Source organism: Arthrobacter citreus, from assembly GCF_038405225.1.
Classification (GTDB): Bacteria; Actinomycetota; Actinomycetes; order Actinomycetales; family Micrococcaceae; genus Arthrobacter_B; species Arthrobacter_B citreus_A.
In genome coordinates, this window is sequence record NZ_CP151657.1 from 2,002,925 (window position 1) to 2,017,946 (window position 15,022).

At 65.8% G+C, this 15,022-nt stretch carries 14 protein-coding genes; 8 read left to right on the forward strand and 6 right to left on the reverse strand.

Going from position 1 to position 15,022, the window contains the following annotated elements; genetic code table 11:
• Positions 1 to 9: 9 nt before the first annotated feature.
• A complete protein-coding gene (gene argJ, locus AAE021_RS09285; RefSeq protein WP_342022065.1) occupies positions 10 to 1,209 on the reverse strand; it encodes a bifunctional glutamate N-acetyltransferase/amino-acid acetyltransferase ArgJ in 1,200 nt (399 codons plus the stop codon).
• Positions 1,209 to 2,240 (reverse strand): N-acetyl-gamma-glutamyl-phosphate reductase, encoded by a 1,032-nt coding sequence (argC, locus tag AAE021_RS09290; RefSeq protein WP_342022066.1) that lies wholly within the window; start codon positions 2,238 to 2,240, stop codon positions 1,209 to 1,211. Before argC ends, argJ begins: the two co-directional genes overlap by 1 nt.
• Before the next feature lie 167 nt (positions 2,241 to 2,407).
• Here argC and AAE021_RS09295 point away from each other — a divergent pair, with 167 nt between their 5' ends.
• The 5 genes from AAE021_RS09295 to AAE021_RS09315 all read left to right on the forward strand — a co-directional run bounded on the left by AAE021_RS09295 (position 2,408) and on the right by AAE021_RS09315 (position 8,002).
• Entirely contained in the window at positions 2,408 to 3,376 is a 969-nt protein-coding gene (locus tag AAE021_RS09295; RefSeq protein ID WP_342022067.1) for a quinone oxidoreductase, read from the forward strand.
• Between the two features lie 264 nt (positions 3,377 to 3,640).
• Entirely contained in the window at positions 3,641 to 5,158 is a 1,518-nt protein-coding gene (gene pelF / locus AAE021_RS09300) for a GT4 family glycosyltransferase PelF (protein WP_342022068.1), read from the forward strand.
• Entirely contained in the window at positions 5,155 to 6,486 is a 1,332-nt protein-coding gene (locus AAE021_RS09305; RefSeq protein ID WP_342022069.1) for a hypothetical protein, read from the forward strand. Before pelF ends, AAE021_RS09305 begins: the two co-directional genes overlap by 4 nt.
• A complete protein-coding gene (locus AAE021_RS09310; protein ID WP_342022070.1) occupies positions 6,483 to 7,169 on the forward strand; it encodes a spherulation-specific family 4 protein in 687 nt (228 codons plus the stop codon). Before AAE021_RS09305 ends, AAE021_RS09310 begins: the two co-directional genes overlap by 4 nt.
• On the forward strand, positions 7,166 to 8,002 hold the full coding sequence (locus tag AAE021_RS09315; protein ID WP_342022071.1) for an endo alpha-1,4 polygalactosaminidase: 837 nt from the start codon (positions 7,166 to 7,168) through the stop codon (positions 8,000 to 8,002). Before AAE021_RS09310 ends, AAE021_RS09315 begins: the two co-directional genes overlap by 4 nt.
• 77 nt (positions 8,003 to 8,079) lie before the next feature.
• Here AAE021_RS09315 and AAE021_RS09320 read toward each other — a convergent pair whose 3' ends face one another.
• Positions 8,080 to 8,835, reverse strand: a complete 756-nt coding sequence (locus AAE021_RS09320) for a class I SAM-dependent methyltransferase (RefSeq protein WP_342022072.1) — start codon at positions 8,833 to 8,835, stop codon at positions 8,080 to 8,082.
• 220 nt (positions 8,836 to 9,055) lie between these two features.
• On the opposite strand from AAE021_RS09320, the gene AAE021_RS09325 reads away from it, so the two are divergent.
• The 3 genes from AAE021_RS09325 (at position 9,056) to AAE021_RS09335 (ending at position 12,028) form a co-directional block, all read left to right on the forward strand.
• Positions 9,056 to 9,832, forward strand: a complete 777-nt coding sequence (locus AAE021_RS09325; RefSeq protein WP_342022073.1) for a cyclase family protein — start codon at positions 9,056 to 9,058, stop codon at positions 9,830 to 9,832.
• Positions 9,829 to 11,505, forward strand: coding sequence for a thiamine pyrophosphate-binding protein (locus AAE021_RS09330; protein ID WP_342022074.1), 1,677 nt, complete (start codon positions 9,829 to 9,831; stop codon positions 11,503 to 11,505). The genes AAE021_RS09325 and AAE021_RS09330 overlap by 4 nt, the downstream gene beginning before the upstream one ends.
• Positions 11,506 to 11,641: 136 nt before the next feature.
• Positions 11,642 to 12,028: a hypothetical protein gene (locus AAE021_RS09335; RefSeq protein WP_342022075.1), complete on the forward strand. Its 387-nt coding sequence runs from the start codon at positions 11,642 to 11,644 to the stop codon at positions 12,026 to 12,028.
• A gap of 65 nt (positions 12,029 to 12,093) precedes the next feature.
• Here AAE021_RS09335 and AAE021_RS09340 read toward each other — a convergent pair whose 3' ends face one another.
• The 3 genes from AAE021_RS09340 to AAE021_RS09350 all read right to left on the reverse strand — a co-directional run bounded on the left by AAE021_RS09340 (position 12,094) and on the right by AAE021_RS09350 (position 14,887).
• A complete protein-coding gene (locus AAE021_RS09340; RefSeq protein ID WP_342022076.1) occupies positions 12,094 to 13,113 on the reverse strand; it encodes a helix-turn-helix transcriptional regulator in 1,020 nt (339 codons plus the stop codon).
• Positions 13,114 to 13,210: 97 nt separating this feature from the next.
• On the reverse strand, positions 13,211 to 14,323 hold the full coding sequence (locus AAE021_RS09345) for an LLM class flavin-dependent oxidoreductase (protein WP_342022077.1): 1,113 nt from the start codon (positions 14,321 to 14,323) through the stop codon (positions 13,211 to 13,213).
• A gap of 54 nt (positions 14,324 to 14,377) precedes the next feature.
• A complete protein-coding gene (locus AAE021_RS09350) occupies positions 14,378 to 14,887 on the reverse strand; it encodes a flavin reductase family protein (protein WP_342022078.1) in 510 nt (169 codons plus the stop codon).
• Positions 14,888 to 15,022 lie beyond the last annotated feature (135 nt).

Below are 15,022 nucleotides of genomic sequence, written 5' to 3' on the forward strand. Positions count from 1 at the left end.
TGTCCCCGGTTAGCTGCTGTACGCAGAGTTTTCGTGGACGTAGTCCGTGGTCAGGTCATTGGTCCAGATGGTGGCGCTTTCAGTGCCGGCGTTCAGGTCAATTTCCACCGTAACCCTGCGGCCGGTGAGGTCCACCAGGTCGCGGGAATCACCGATGCCGCCGTTGCGGCACACCTGCACGCCGTTGATGGTGACGTGCAGCTGGTCCGGCTCAAAGGCGGCGTCGGTGGTGCCGACGGCCGACAGCACCCGGCCCCAGTTGGGATCGTTGCCGAAGATGGCGGTCTTGAACAGGTTGGAGCGGGTGACGGCGCGGGATGCGGTTTCGGCGTCGGCCACCGTGGCGGCATTCACCGTGGTGACGGCGATGTCGTGGCTCGCGCCCTCGGCGTCGGTGATCAGCTGCTGGGCCAGCGAGTGGCAGACCTCGGTGAGGCCGGCGGTGAATTCGTCCGGCTCCGGAACGGTTTCGGACGCGCCGGAGGCCAGAAGGACCACGGTGTCGTTGGTGGACATGCAGCCGTCCGAGTCGGTGCGGTCAAAGGTGACGGCGGTGGCGGCGCGCAGGGCGGCATCCAGCTCCGCGGCGGGCAGCTGCGCATCGGTGGTCAGGACCACGAGCATCGTGGCCAGGCCGGGTGCCAGCATGCCGGCGCCTTTGGCCATCCCGCCGATGGTGTAACCGCTGCCGGTGAAGACTGCCTGCTTGGATACGGTGTCCGTGGTCATGATGGCCTCGGCCGCGGAGGCGCCGCCGTCGGCCGCCAGCGCCTGCGCCGCAGCTGCGACGCCGGGGAGGATCTTGTCCATGGGCAGCTGCTCGCCGATCAGTCCGGTGGAGCAGACCACGACGTCGGAGGCCGAGAGGCCCAGGACCTCAGCGGTTTTTTCGGCGGTGGCGTGCGTGTTCTGGAAGCCCTGCGGTCCGGTGCAGGCGTTGGCGCCGCCGGAGTTGAGGATCACGGCATCGGCGCGTCCGTCGGAGATGACCTGGCGGGACCAGTGAACGGGTGCGGCGGCAACCCGGTTGCGGGTGAAGACGGCGGCGGCGGCCTTGGACGGTCCGTCGTTGACCACCAGCGCCATGTCGCGTCCGCCGGAGAGCTTCAGGCCGGCGGTGATGCCTGCGGCGCGGAATCCGGCCGGGGCGGTGATGCCGGTGCCGGTTGACGTGTTTGCCGGTGCCGTGCTGTTTTCGGTGGTGCTCATTACGGGGCAACTCCCTGCGTTGTCAGTCCGGCGGTTTCTTCCAGGCCGAGGGCGATGTTCATGGACTGCACCGCGCCGCCGGCGGTGCCTTTGTTGAGGTTGTCGATGACGCAGGTGACGATCACGCGGTTGGCGTGCGCGTCGTACGCCAGCTGCAGTGCTGCGTAGTTGGACCCCACCACCATCTTGGTGGCCGGCCACTGGCCCTCGGGAAGGAGCCGGACAAAGTGCTCGCTGCCGTAGGCCTCTTCCCACGCGGAGCGCAGCTGTTCCGGGCTGACGCCGGGGCGGACCTTGGCGGTGGCGGTGGTGAGGATGCCGCGGGACATGGGCGCCAGGGTGGGAGTGAAGGACACTGCGACATTTTCGCCGGCTGCCGCCGAGAGGCCCTGTTCAATTTCGGGGGTGTGCCGGTGTCCGCCGCCGACTCCGTAGGGGCTCATGCCGCCCATGACCTCGGAGCCGAGCAGGTGCGGCTTGGCTGCCTTGCCCGCGCCGGAGGTGCCTGAGGCGGCCACGATGACGACGTCGTCGGGCTCCAGCAGACCCGCGGCAAAGCCGGGGGTCAGCGCCAGCAGGCAGGACGTGGGATAGCAGCCGGGAACGGCAATGCGGGTGGCGCCCTTGAGCCGGTCGCGGTGACCGGGCAGTTCGGGCAGGCCATAGGGCCAGGATCCGGCGTGCGGTGAGCCGTAGAACTTTTCCCACGCCAGCGGATCCTCGAGCCGGTGGTCCGCACCGGCGTCGATCACCAGGACGGAGGGGTCAAGCTCCGCGGCTATGGCGGCGCTCGCGCCGTGCGGCAGGGCGAGGAAGACGACGTCGTGTCCGGCCAGGTTTTCCACGGTGGTGTCCACGAGGACCCGGTCTGCGAGCGCGTGCAGATGAGGCTGCAGCTCCCCCAGGCGGGAACCGGCGTTGCTGTGCGCAGTAATGGCGCCAACAGTGACGGAAGGGTGCCCGGACAGCAGGCGCAGCACCTCGCCGCCGGCATATCCGGAGGCTCCTGAAACAGCAACTGAAATCGTCATGGCTTCACCCTACAGCAGTTTTATGCATGGACCTTCATAATTATGCATAGATGACGCGGGCCCGTTTTTGGCGGCGGCGGGGCACCGGACGGTGAAGCCCGTGCACCCGGGCGCGTGCTGCCCTACGATGGCAGCGACACCGATGCCTGCAACAGAAGAGACAGTCCATGCATAAAGCTATTGTGGTCCCCGCATCCGGCGGGCCGGAAATCCTGCGCTACGAAGACGTCAGCCTGCCCGAGCCCGGGCCCAAGGAACTGCTGGTGCGGGTGGCGGCGGCCGGGGTGAACTTCATCGACACCTATAAGCGCAGCGGGGTCTACCCCATGCAGTATCCGTTCATTCCCGGCGCTGAAGCGGCGGGAACCGTGGTGGCTGCGGGCCGTGATGTGGCAACCTTCCGTGAGGGCGCACGCGTGGCCACCGCCGAGGGCGGCGGCACGTACTCGGAGTACACCATCATGGAGGCGGACAAGGCGCTGCCCATTCCCGACGGCGTCAGCGACGAAGTGGCCGCCGCGCTGCCCATGCAGGGTTTGACGGCACATTACCTGTGCAACTCCACCTTTCCCGTGGAAGAGGGCCAAACGGTCCTGACCCATGCCGGCGCCGGCGGCGTCGGGCTGCTGCTGATCCAGCTGCTGAAGGCCAAGGGCGCCCGGGTCATTACCACCGCGTCCACCGACGCGAAGCGGGACCTGGCGCGCTCCGCCGGCGCGGACCATGCCCTGGCGTACGACGGCTTTGCCGAGGAGGTCCGCCACCTGACCGATGGAAAGGGCGTTGACGTGGTGTACGACGGCGTGGGGAAGGCGACGTTCGACGGTTCCCTGGCCAGCCTGCGCAGGCGGGGCATGCTGGTGCTCTTCGGGGGCGCCTCCGGACAGGTCCCTCCGTTCGACATTCAGCGGCTGAACTCCTCCGGCTCCCTTTACCTGACCCGGCCCACTATTGCCGATTACCTGCAGACTCCCGAGGAACGCCAGTGGCGCGCGCACGAGCTGTTCGAGATGGTGCGGGACGGAACCTTGGACGTACGCATCGGCGCCACCTACCCGCTGGCCGAGGCCACCCGTGCCCAGCAGGATCTTGAGGGACGCAAGACCACCGGAAAGGTGCTGCTAATCCCCTCATAAGCACGGCTGTCAATAGGTAAGCGGCATTCCGCATGCGTATTGGCCGCGTAGTTGCTACCTACGAACTATCTGGCCGCAACCTGTCTACTGGTCCCGATTCCCGTCGGTCCGTTAGAAGGTCTCGAAATGCCCGCCTGCCCCCGCTCAGCCCCGCGTTCGCTCCCCCATTCACTGCTGCCCCATGCCCTGCCGCCCCGCTCACTGCCGGGAGGTAGTGCAGGACCCCACCCTGCCCGCCATCGGGCGGACCCTCATCGGGTGCGGGTGGCCCTGATTACCGAGGGAACCTACCCCATCGTCACCGGAGGGGTCAGCACCTGGTGCGACCAGCTGCTGAACGGCCTGCCCGACCACACCTTTGATGTTGTGGCATTGACCGGAAGCGGGGTCGGCAAGGCGGTCTGGGATATGCCTCCGAATGTCCGCGCTGTCCGCATGATCCCGGTATGGGGACCCGTTGCGTCTCCGCTCCGTCCCGGGCCGCGGCGCCGTGCGTGGATTGACTCCACACAGGACGCCCTCGCTGAACTTTGGGATGCCGCACTGGGTCCTGATGATGCGCGTCCCGTGGAACGGACCACCGGCGCCCTGAAGCAGCTCACCGGCATCAGCGACCGGATCGGACTTGCCCACTCACTGGCGGCCCGGGGATCCGTTGCCCCAATCCTCAGCGCGTGGGCACGCCACTGCCTGGCCCCGGGTGAGGCCCCTATGTCCGTCGCTGACGCCGTCATGGCGGCCGGAATTGTGGACCGCGCCCTGGCCCTCATCGATCATCAGCTGGGCGAGGTGGATGTCATCCATGCCTCGAGCAACGGCCCCTCCTCCCTGCTGGCGCTCGCGCATTCATGGCGGAACGGCACCCCGATCCTGCTGACGGAGCACGGGGTGTACCTCCGCGAGCGCTATCTCGCCCTGCACGGCGCAAATCTCTCCTGGCCGGTGCGGCGCACCGTGACCGCCTTCCTGCGCAGACTCTGCCAGGTTGTTCATGTGCATGCCCATCTGGTTCTCCCCGTGAATCAGTTCAATGCGCGGTGGGAACGCAGGCTGGGGGCCCTTCCGGTCAGGATCCAGACCATTTCCAACGGTGTTGATCCCGCAAAGTTTCCGCCCGTCACCAGCGAACCCGCGGTTCCGACCATCAGTTTTGTGGGACGGATTGATCCGCTCAAGGATCTGGAGACTCTTCTCTCTGCCTTCGCCCTGGTTCGGGAGCGGGTGCCGGCCGCCCAGTTGCGCATCTTTGGTCCCACTCCGGTGGAGAACGAGGGATATAAGGCCATGCTGGTGGCTCTTGCCCGGACGCTTGGCATCACTGATGCAGTGTTTTGGGAGGGCCCCAGCAAGGGCAGCCGTCCTGCCATCGAGGCCGGACATGTGGTGGCCCTGTCCAGCGTTTCGGAGGGACTGCCCTTCACCGTGATTGAAGCCATGATGTGCGGCCGGGCCACGGTCAACACCGACGTCGGAGGTGTCTCGGAATGCCTCGACGAGCACCAGACAACGGGGCTCCTGGTCGCCGCCCGGGATCACGTGGCTTTTGCTGACGCCTGTGTCACGCTGTTGTGCAACGATGAGCTGCGGGCCTCCATGGGCGCCGCTGCAAGACGGCGGGCGCTGGCCGAATTCACCCTGGAGCGGTGCCTTGCCCAGTACCGGGAGGCATACGCCGCAGCCTATTCCCGTCGGCCCTTCGAGCCGGTGCCACGCCATGCCGCCCGTCTGACCGAAGCAGCATCCGCGGGTGCCGGCACCTCCGGGCTGGAGCTGTCAGCATGAGCGCCGACAGCGTCATAATGCCCGCCTCCGGAGAATCGGCACCGGTGTTCGCCAATGAACGCCTCGCAGTGGGCGCCGTCGACGCACTTGAGATCACGGCGCGGCTGGAAGCCTCCGGCATCAGCGACCGCACGGTGCGCCGGCACCACGGGGCCATCGATGTCTTCGAATACGCACAGTCGCTGGTCCAGGTGCGCGATTCTGCGCAGGCTGCCCGGATACCGGAGGGATGGCTTGGCCGGGACCCGCTGCTGGACGCGGTTCGCCGTGCAGCAGTCCTCATCCTCGGCGCGGTCCTGGGCGGCCTCACCGCAACCGTGATGGCAGCCAACACCCGTGAAGTCCTCGTTGCCGGGATCAGCGCCTGGGTGGCGGGACAGTCGATCTCCGGGATTGTCTGGGCGCACGCCGGCGCAGGCCAGCTGAACCGCGGCATCGCCCGAGGGACAGGCGCCGCCCTGCTCGTCATGCTGGGGCTGACCGGCCTGCTGGCGGTCCTGCTGCTAATGCCGCGCCACGACGTCACCATGGCCGGCCTCATCATGGCCTGGTGCTGGTACTCCTGCGCGGTGTCGATGCTGGTCATCCTGGGCCGCTCACGGTATCTGCTCACCGTCCTCGGCAGCGCCGTCGCCGCAGTGCTCCTGGCGCTGGCGCTGGCCCATCAGGCCGCGCCGGCCATTGTCCTGGCTGTGGCCATCCTCGCCATAGCAGCAGTCACCTGGGCCTTGATCAAACATCTGCGCACCGTCAGCGAACCCCGCACCCTGGACCGGAATGACTGGCGGGCCGCCCTTCCCCCTGCGGCCCAGGCCGGGTTCCTGGCTGCTGCCTTGACCCTCGCGCTGACCCGGCTGCCGGCCTGGGAAGGAACGGCCCTGGTTGTGGCGACCGTCATCGCCGCCGCCGCCACGGACCCGGCCCTGGTCCTGATGCGCCAACGGCTGGTGTGGTCCTCCAACCGGACACCCCTGCTCCGGCACGCCGCCCGGCACGCACGTGCCCTCACCGTCGTGATGTCCGCCGCCATCGTGGTCATCTCGGCATCGGTCTCCATCCTCGTTGTCATTTTTCTGGTCGAGGACAACAGGGCCGCCGTCACCGTGATTGTCGCCGCGGCCTTCAGCGCGCTGGCCACGACGGCCACCACACTGGCAGCCTTCGGACTGCCCCGGGGCGGAGTGGTTTTCGCTGGGGCGGCCTTCATGGCCGCAGCGGCCTGGGTGGCAGTCGGAAACATGGCCGGCATGCTCGTGGCCATGGTCTTCCTCATCGCCGGCATTGCAGTGCTGCTGGCGCGGGTTTCGGACCCCAGGGCCTACGCATGACCGTGAGCCGGCTCGCGCTTCCCTGGTATGTGCATCCCGCCGCAGCTCCGCAGGATTGGGCCTGGCTCGCCACCCGGCACCGGGACGTCTCCTTCGCAGTGGTAAACGTCCACAATGGTCCGGGCAGCGAAGACGATGCGTATTATCCGCAGGCCATGGCCTGGCTTGCCGGCCTCCGGACGCTAGGCTATGTCGCGGTGGACTACGGCAACCGGCCCGTTGCCGATGTGGCCCGCGAAATAGCCCTGTGGCAAAGGCTCTACCCGATCGGCGGAATCATGCTTGATGAGCTTCCCACCTCTGCACTGAGTCTTGGCCGGTGCGCCGAATACGCGGCGGTTGCCCGAGCTGCGGGCATCACGTTCCTGGCCGCCAACCCGGGAGTGTTCCCGTCTCCCGCCCATCTGGAGCTGTTCGACGTGACCGCCGTCTTCGAGGGAACCGCCCAGGATTACGCAGGTTTCGAACATCCCGGCTGGGCACGGGAGGTCCCACCGTCCCGGCTCTGGCATCTCGTGTACAACTGCGCGCCCGAAGGTACTGAGGAGGTCCGCCGCACGGCGGCCCGCCGCGGCGCCGGGCATGTTTTCGCCACTGACCGTTCCTTGCCCAATCCCTGGCTGGGACCCCCGACAGCGGTTTCGGACCGGCTCCTGGCCGGCCTTTCCCGGGACGGCACGTGAAGGCTCGCTGGCCGGGTCTTGCCGCCGGGCTTCTCGCGCTGGCGCTTGTCTCCTGCGCCCAGGGTCCTCTCCCCACGGCTCATGGTTCCGTACCTGCCGGTCCCCCGGCACCGGCGGATGAGCAGCCCGGCACGCCCTACTGGCAGCCTGATCCGGGTGCCGGCTGGCAGTGGCAGCTCAGCGGCGTCCTGGACCTGACCGTTGATGCCGAGATTTTTGACGTTGACTACGAAACAGCCACGGGAACCGAAGTCGCCACCCTGCGCCAGCGGGGACGGCGCACCATCTGCTACCTGTCCGCCGGGTCCTGGGAGGATTTCCGCAGTGACGCCGGTGATTTCCCGTCGTCCGTCCGCGGCGATGTCATGGACGGCTGGCCGGACGAACGGTGGCTCGACATCCGGCGCACTGACATTCTGCTGCCCCTCGTGGCGGAGCGCATGGACATCTGCGCCGCCAAGGGCTTTGACGCCGTGGAACCCGACAACCTTGACGGCTACCTCAACGACACGGGGTTTCCCCTTTCCGCGCAGGACCAGCTCACCTACAACCGGGCAGTGGCTGAGCTGGCGCATGCCCGCGGCATGTCCGTTGCGCTCAAGAATGATGTGGCCCAGATTCCGGAGCTGGTGAAGGACTTCGACTTCGCCGTCAACGAGGAATGCGTCCGCTACGACGAATGCGCCCTGTACAAGCCCTTTACGGACGCCGGCAAAGCCGTGCTGCACGTCGAGTACGAGGGGGAACTGGACTTTTGCGCCGACTCCAGGCGGTGGGGTTTCTCCTCGCTGCTCAAGCCCCTGGATCTGGGGGCGGCCAGGACTTCCTGCTGAACCGGAAAACAGGGTTGAATCCCGGAGCGGCCAACTGGTCCAGCCCCTCACTCCCCTCCGCGAAGCAACCGCCTGAATTAGTCTGCGCCAAGCCGGTACACCGTTACGTGGCTGCGCGACTGGTCAGTGAACGGACTGCGGTCCCAGTCCGCCCACCTGGATTCCCGCACGAACCCGGCCAACCGCGCCATCAGGTCCAGTTCAGCCGGCCACACGTAGCGGTGCGGTGTGCGGCCGATCCGCGCTGCCCCGCCGTCGGAAAGCTCCGGGCCAAATCGCACGTGGTGCGAGATGACGTGCTGCTGCACCACGTCATAGGTGTCAATGAGAAGGTACCCGGGTTCGCTGATCTCCACCGTGGCACCGTGCCCGGGTGGAAGCGAGCGCAGTTGCGGGACCCAAAGCTCGACGACGAAGCGCCCGCCGGGTGCGAGGTGGCGGGCCGCATTCTGGAAACAGCGGACTTGATCATCCTGCGTCAACAGGTTGGCGATCGTGTTGAACGCCAGGAATGCCAAAGAAAAGCCGGTTCCCGCCAGAGCCTCGGCCATGTCGCCCTGCACCACGGGAATCCGGCCCTCCTCCACCTTCTCGCGCAGCCGGGCAATCATGGCGTGGGAGAGTTCGATCCCGCTGACGGCAACGCCGGCGTCGGCGAGAGGAATGGCGATCCTCCCCGTGCCAATGGCAAACTCCACGGCCGGACCACCGGCAGCCAGCTGGGTCAGCACCTCCACTGTTGGACCTATGACTCCGGGAGAAAACATCCCCTCCCCCGGGGTGTCGTAACTTTGGGCGGCTTCCCTGTCCCACAGCTCCCGCTGATTGCTCATGGCCCACTATTACCTCATGCGGCCACGCTTGCGCAGCAGGCCCGCGGCGGGACGGCGCGGGCTTTGCGACGCGATCTAGAGCAAATGTTTCGATCGCAAATAAAACGATACGAATTTCGTCCGGTGTGGTTAGACTCATTTTCACCGGATAAGCCTCATGGATGACGCCGGCCCCGCCTCACCCGCATTTTGCGAAGGAAGCCAACCCGATAGGAGAGTTATGTCCGTAGTAGAGAAACTGACGATGGCACTTGGGGAAAAGTCGGTGGAAGTCCTGGACCTGACGACACCGCTGAGCAGGGACACCCCCATCCTCAATCTCCCGGAACCTTTCGCCAACACCGTGGGACTGAGTCTCTCCGCAGTGAGCAGCTTCGACGACGCCGGACCCGCCTGGGCTTGGAATGACCTGACCATGGGAGAGCACGCCGGCACCCATCTGGATGCTCCGGTGCACTGGATCTCCGGCCGTGACGGCAAATCGGTGGACCAGATTGAACCGGCACGCCTCATTGGACCCGCCGTCGTCATCGACAAAACCGCTGACGTTGCCGCCAACCCGGATTTCCTCCTCGAGCCTGAGCACTTTGAGCAGTGGGAGGAAGAGAACGGCCCGCTCCCGGAGAACTGCTGGGTCATCTTCCGCACGGGCTGGTCGGCGCGGGGCGGTAATCCCGCCGACTTCGTTAACGCCGACGACGCCGGGCCCCACACGCCGGGGGTCTCACCGGCGGGTGCACGCTGGATTGCGGCGAACGGGCGCATCAGCGGTTTCGGGGTGGAAACCGTGGGCATTGACGCGGGTCAGGCAGCAGGCTTCGATCCCATGTTCCCCGTCCACTCGTTCCTGCTGGGAGCGGACAAGTACGGGATTACGTCCCTCCGCCAGGTCGACAAGCTGCCGGTGACCGGGGCCACCCTGATTGTTGCGCCGCTGCCGATTGTCGGCGGCACCGGAAGCCCGGCCCGGGTCTTCGCCCTCGTGGAGGCCCGATGAGCGAAACAATGCCCGTGTCCGCCCTCGTCGGGCAGACCCTGGCCGAACTCGGCGTCGGACATGTTTTTGGAGTAGTGGGCAGCGGGAACTTCGAGGTCGTCAATGCGCTGCGCGCCGCCGGGATACCGTTCACCGCCGCCCGCCACGAAGGCGGTGCCGCAACCATGGCGGACGCCTACGCACGGATGTCCAACAAGGTTGGAGTGGTCAGCACGCACCAGGGCTGCGGGCTCACCAATGCCGTGACCGGAATTGGAGAGGCGGCCAAGAGCCGGACGCCGCTGATCGTTCTGACGGCCGACACCCAGGGCGCGGCGGTGCGCTCGAACTTCAAGATAGACCAGGATGCGCTGGCCCGCAGCGTCGGCGCCGTCGCGGAGCGGATCCACTCGGCTGAATCCGCTGTCGCTGACACCGTGCGGGCCTTCCGCACCGCCCTCAACGAACGCCGGACGGTTGTCCTGAGCCTGCCGCTGGACGTGCAGAAGACGCAGGCGCCGACCCCCGTCGAAAAAATCCAGCTGCAGGCGCCCGCCCGTCTGCGTCCGGATCCCGACGGCGTTCACCAGCTCGTCCGCCTGCTGCGGGACGCGAAGCGCCCGGTCTTTGTTGCCGGACGCGGCGGACGGGGAGCCCGGGAGGAGATTCTCGCCCTAGCCGGGCACTGTGGGGCCCTCGTGGCCACCTCCGCTGTGGCTAACGGGCTGTTCAACGGCGAAACCTTCAATCTGGGCATCTCCGGTGGCTTCTCCTCTCCGGCGACAGCCGAACTCATCTCCGGCGCCGATCTCATCATTGGCTGGGGATGCACCCTGAATATGTGGACCATGCGGCACGGCAGGCTCATCTCTGCCGAGGCCAAAGTGGTCCAAAACGACGTCGAGGACGCATCCCTCGGGGCCAACCGGCCGGTTTCCCTGGGCGTGCTCGGCGATGCGGCGCTGACAGCCGAAGACGCCCTGCAGCTGCTGCAGCAGGAGCAGCCGGCGCCCGCACAGAAGTACCGCACGCCGGAAAACGCGCAGCTCATCGAACAGACCTCCCGGTGGCGGGACGTGGAAACACCCGACCTCTCCACGTCCTCGCTGATCGATCCCCGGGTCCTGAGCCGCGAGCTCGATACCCTGCTTCCGGCCGAGCGCATCGTGTCGGTGGACTCCGGAAACTTCATGGGTTACCCGAGTCAGTATCTGGCGGTGCCGGACGAGTTCGGTTTCTGCTTCACGCAGGCCTTTCAGGCCGTCGGCCTCGGGCTTTACACGGCTATTGGAGCGGCTCTGGCGCAGCCTGACCGGCTGCCGGTCCTGGGGGCCGGCGACGGCGGATTCCTGATGGGAATCAGTGAGCTGGAGACAGCTGTCCGTCTCCGCCTGCCCCTGGTCTGCATCGTGTACAACGACGCAGCCTACGGCGCCGAAGTACACCACTTTGGCCACGGCAGCGAGAACGTTGACCTTGGCAGTGTCACCTTTCCGGAGACGGATATTGCCGCCGTTGCCCGGGGGTTCGGTGCTGAAGCGGTCACGGTGCGCACGGTGGATGACCTGGACGCCGTCAAGGCATGGATCGCAGCTTACGAGGATGGTCATCAGGACCATCCGCTGGTGATCGATGCGAAAATCGCGTCCGACGGCGGATCCTGGTGGCTCGCCGAGGCGTTCCAGGGACACTGACCTCCGTGAGGGCATGCTTTCCCGGCTAAGCAGCCGTCTACCCTTTGGACCCGGTGCGGATGAGTATTCTCGGCACCCGGCGGACGAGGCCTGTCCGCCGGGTGCCTGTCCAGCGCCGGGATCCACAGGAGTAGCCATGTCCGACAATCTGCTGCCGTCAGCCCCGCCTGTGCCGCAGGAGTATTTCCGCGTCCTGACCGCCGGGCTGAAGGCCTTCGGCGACGTCCAGGCACTCCGCGGACTTCTCTCGGACCGGCTCGATTTCACCGGGTCCATAGCCGGCCACGTCCCTGACGCCAAGGAGGGATTTCTCCAGGGGGTCATCGGCCTCATCGGAACCGTACGCGGCATCGATATCATCCGGGACGTTCATGACGATGCGGGTTCGGCCGTCCTGTACGAGGCCGAGATGCCCGGCGGGACGGTTCGCTTTGCGGAGTTCTTCACCTTTGGCGACGGCGTCATCAACACGCTGAACGTGCACTACGACGGAGCGGACTACACGGCCAAGGGCGGCCGCTGACCGCCGCTGCGCGGCCATCCTCATGCACTCACCGTTCTGAGGGTGGGCTGTTCCCCGCCAACCTGTTACTGCTGCCCGGGATTCTTGGCTTCGGAACGCACCCTTTGGATCGTCGCAGACGGTGATTCCTGGTACTTCCGCGTGTAATAGGCGGAAAATCTTCCAAGATGGGAAAACCCAGCGTCATGGGCCGCGGCCGCCACGGAGATCCTCGTGGAAGCCGGCGCCTCCAGCTGCCGCCGCGCCCGCGCCAGTCTCATGTCGCGGAGAACCTGCGCCGGGGTCTGTCCCAGATGGTGCCGGAAGGCCGCATGCAGCTGCCGCGTGCTGATGCCGACGGCGGCGGCCACGACATCCAGGGAGACAGCTCCACTAAGATTCCGTTCAAAATACCGGCACGCCAGCTCAACGTAGGGCGGGATTCCATGTTCCGGCAGCGGTGCGAAGGATGGCTCCAGGAAGGGCGCCAAGCCGGCCGCCATGGTGGCCAGCAGTACGTTTTCGATCCATCCCGGGCCCTGAGGCGCCGTGTCCCGGTCCAGCTCAGCGCACGCGTCAAGCCAGGTGTGCGTGACCATCGATGAGCGGACAAGCTGGAGCGGAACGCTGCTGGACAGGGATATGGGCCTTACCAGGAGCCGTTGCGAGAATGCAGACAGATGGCGTTCCAGAACAGCGGTGTCCACGGCCCCTATGACCGCGCCGCGGCCGGGGTCCGGGACCATCTTGGTCTGGTGGTGCGAGCTCAGGGCAAAGGGAGTGGTGGCAACCCATTTGTTGCCGCCTGACTGCACGAGCATGGGACCCCGTGGAATAACAAGCACCGCCCGCTGGCCCGAGGGAGGGCTCACGATCGTCACGCCGGTGCCGTAAGCCACGTAGACCATGCTTACGGCACCGACCCGGAGCCCGTTGACTGTTCCGTCGATGCTCCGTCCCTGGTGCGGGACCAGCAGGTGCTGCTCAGCGGTCAGGCTGTTGACCGCTTCCCGTACAACGGCTGCCGATGTGCTGCGTGCCAGCGGGTGCGCAGCCAGGGGTTCCGGCCCCGCCCCGCTGCGCACGTCAGTGCCGACTGCTCCCATCCACATGCCCTCTCTTAGGCTTTAGACCTGAGTCTAGGCCAGCCAGGGAACTTGTGTATAGATTATTCAACGGTCGAAATATTTCCTCTATAGACGGCTATCCCGCCATGCTTTCAACCGGCTGCCGCACGCCGAGGCGTTCCAGCCGCGGAAGCACTTCCTGTGCGAAATACTCCAGCTCGCCGGCGTAATCAACAAAGGCCAGGCTCATGCCGTCGAAGCCTGCCTTGGCGAAGCGTGCGATTTCCACAGCAACGTCGTCAGGGGTTCCCACGAGCGGGCAGGATCCGTGGCCTGAGGCAAAACGTGCCCTCATGGTCGTCAGCATCTCCTTGGTGAAAGATTCCGCATGCAGCCCCTGAAGGTTCATGAGGTAATCCACCGCGCCCCAGTCGGCGTTCTCCTCGGCATAGTAGTGCAGGTAGTCTTCGGCCTCCCGGCGGGTGGGACGGCACACCGCGTGGCTGAGCGTCAGCACCCCGACGTCGCGCTGGTGGTCCTCCAGCGCCTTTGCCTTGACGGACCGGACAATTCCTTCTCCGTCTTCGGGCCCGGTGACGATGGTGAAGACAAAATCGGAATTCCGGCCGGCGAAGTTCCGGCCCTGGGACGAGGATCCGGCGTTCAGGATGGGAACCCTGCCGCCCGCCGGCTTGGGCAGCGCTTCAACGTGCTTGAGGTTGAAAAATTTGCCTTCGAAATCAAAAATCTCGTCTCTTTCCCATGCTTCCCGCACGACGTCCCACCATTCCTGGGCAAATCCGTACCGGTCATCATGGGCGTCGGCCATATCCACGCCCATGGTTTCGTATTCCGGCTGGTTCCAGCCCGCCACGATGTTCAATCCTGCGCGGCCGCCGCCAATGGCATCCAGGGTCGCAATCTGCTTGGCCGTCACCAGGGGGTGGTTGAACGCCGTGTGCACCGTGGAGAAGACGGAGATCCGCTCGGTGGATGCCAGCAGTGCCGCAGCCCACGGAATAGGCTCCAGTACGGACCCGTGGAAGTTCGTTTCGCCCTTGTATCCGATCCATCGTGCAATAGGCAGCAGGAAGTCGATTCCCGCTTTATCGGCAATCTGAGCCATGCGGAGGTTCTCCTCCCAAGTGGCGCCCCAACGCTCCTCTATCTTGGTGGCGGCCAGTCCGCCTGAGCAGTTTGAGGAGAACAGGCCTAGCTTGAAGTGGTCTTTCCGGTTCATGGGGTGCATGAGATCTCTTTCTGGGTTTGTGGACGCGGCTTGGGCAGGCAACAGCGAAAATACTTAGGAGTCCCCCGGACCCTCAAAGTGCAGGGAGGGGTCTGGCTGGGCTATGTGGTGGACGGCGCCCACCATGATGATGTGGTCTCCGCCCTCGTACCGGTCCCATATCCGGCAATCGAGGCGGAGCGGCACATCCGTCAGTGCGGGAGAACCGGTGGTACCGGCCGAGAGGTCGAGTCCGGCAAATTTATCCACCCCCCGTTGAACAAACCTCGGAATGTGGTGGGCTGTTGTGGGGCCCAAAAGATGGACTGAGAAATTCTCTGTCTCCATCCAGACGGCAAAGCTTGTGGATGCTTTGTCCACGCACCAGGAAACCAACGCAGGTTCCAGGGAAACGGAGGTGAAACTGTTCACCACCAGGCCCGCCCGCTTCCCGCGCGCCGCGGTCGTCACCACACAGGTTCCCGTTTCCCAATGCCGCATAAACGAGCGGAGACCCGAAGCCTCCCTGCCTCCGGGCTGGCCCGGGGATGCGGCCGGCCGATCGGTCTTGCTCTCAACCAACATTCGTCCACCTCAGGTCAGTGTTTTTGGTTCCTTCCACTGTGGAGGCGCCGGCTGCCCAGAACTATCCGATTTCAGCGGACCTTCAGCCAATAACTGCTGTTGGGGAAGAGACGGAAAAGCAGCAGGACCCGTCCG

Bases quoted from the DNA above. Each gene is read 5' to 3' on its own strand.
- AAE021_RS09295 (WP_342022067.1), top strand. From the start codon at position 2,408: ATGCATAAAGCTATTGTGGTCCCCGCATCCGGCGGGCCGGAAATCCTG.
- AAE021_RS09340 (WP_342022076.1), bottom strand. From the start codon at position 13,113: ATGGGAGCAGTCGGCACTGACGTGCGCAGCGGGGCGGGGCCGGAACCC.
- AAE021_RS09305 (WP_342022069.1), top strand. From the start codon at position 5,155: ATGAGCGCCGACAGCGTCATAATGCCCGCCTCCGGAGAATCGGCACCG.
- AAE021_RS09330 (WP_342022074.1), top strand. From the start codon at position 9,829: ATGAGCGAAACAATGCCCGTGTCCGCCCTCGTCGGGCAGACCCTGGCC.
- AAE021_RS09345 (WP_342022077.1), bottom strand. From the start codon at position 14,323: ATGCACCCCATGAACCGGAAAGACCACTTCAAGCTAGGCCTGTTCTCC.
- argJ (WP_342022065.1), bottom strand. From the start codon at position 1,209: ATGAGCACCACCGAAAACAGCACGGCACCGGCAAACACGTCAACCGGC.
- AAE021_RS09310 (WP_342022070.1), top strand. From the start codon at position 6,483: ATGACCGTGAGCCGGCTCGCGCTTCCCTGGTATGTGCATCCCGCCGCA.
- AAE021_RS09350 (WP_342022078.1), bottom strand. From the start codon at position 14,887: ATGTTGGTTGAGAGCAAGACCGATCGGCCGGCCGCATCCCCGGGCCAG.
- argC (WP_342022066.1), bottom strand. From the start codon at position 2,240: ATGACGATTTCAGTTGCTGTTTCAGGAGCCTCCGGATATGCCGGCGGC.
- AAE021_RS09325 (WP_342022073.1), top strand. From the start codon at position 9,056: ATGTCCGTAGTAGAGAAACTGACGATGGCACTTGGGGAAAAGTCGGTG.
- AAE021_RS09335 (WP_342022075.1), top strand. From the start codon at position 11,642: ATGTCCGACAATCTGCTGCCGTCAGCCCCGCCTGTGCCGCAGGAGTAT.
- AAE021_RS09320 (WP_342022072.1), bottom strand. From the start codon at position 8,835: ATGAGCAATCAGCGGGAGCTGTGGGACAGGGAAGCCGCCCAAAGTTAC.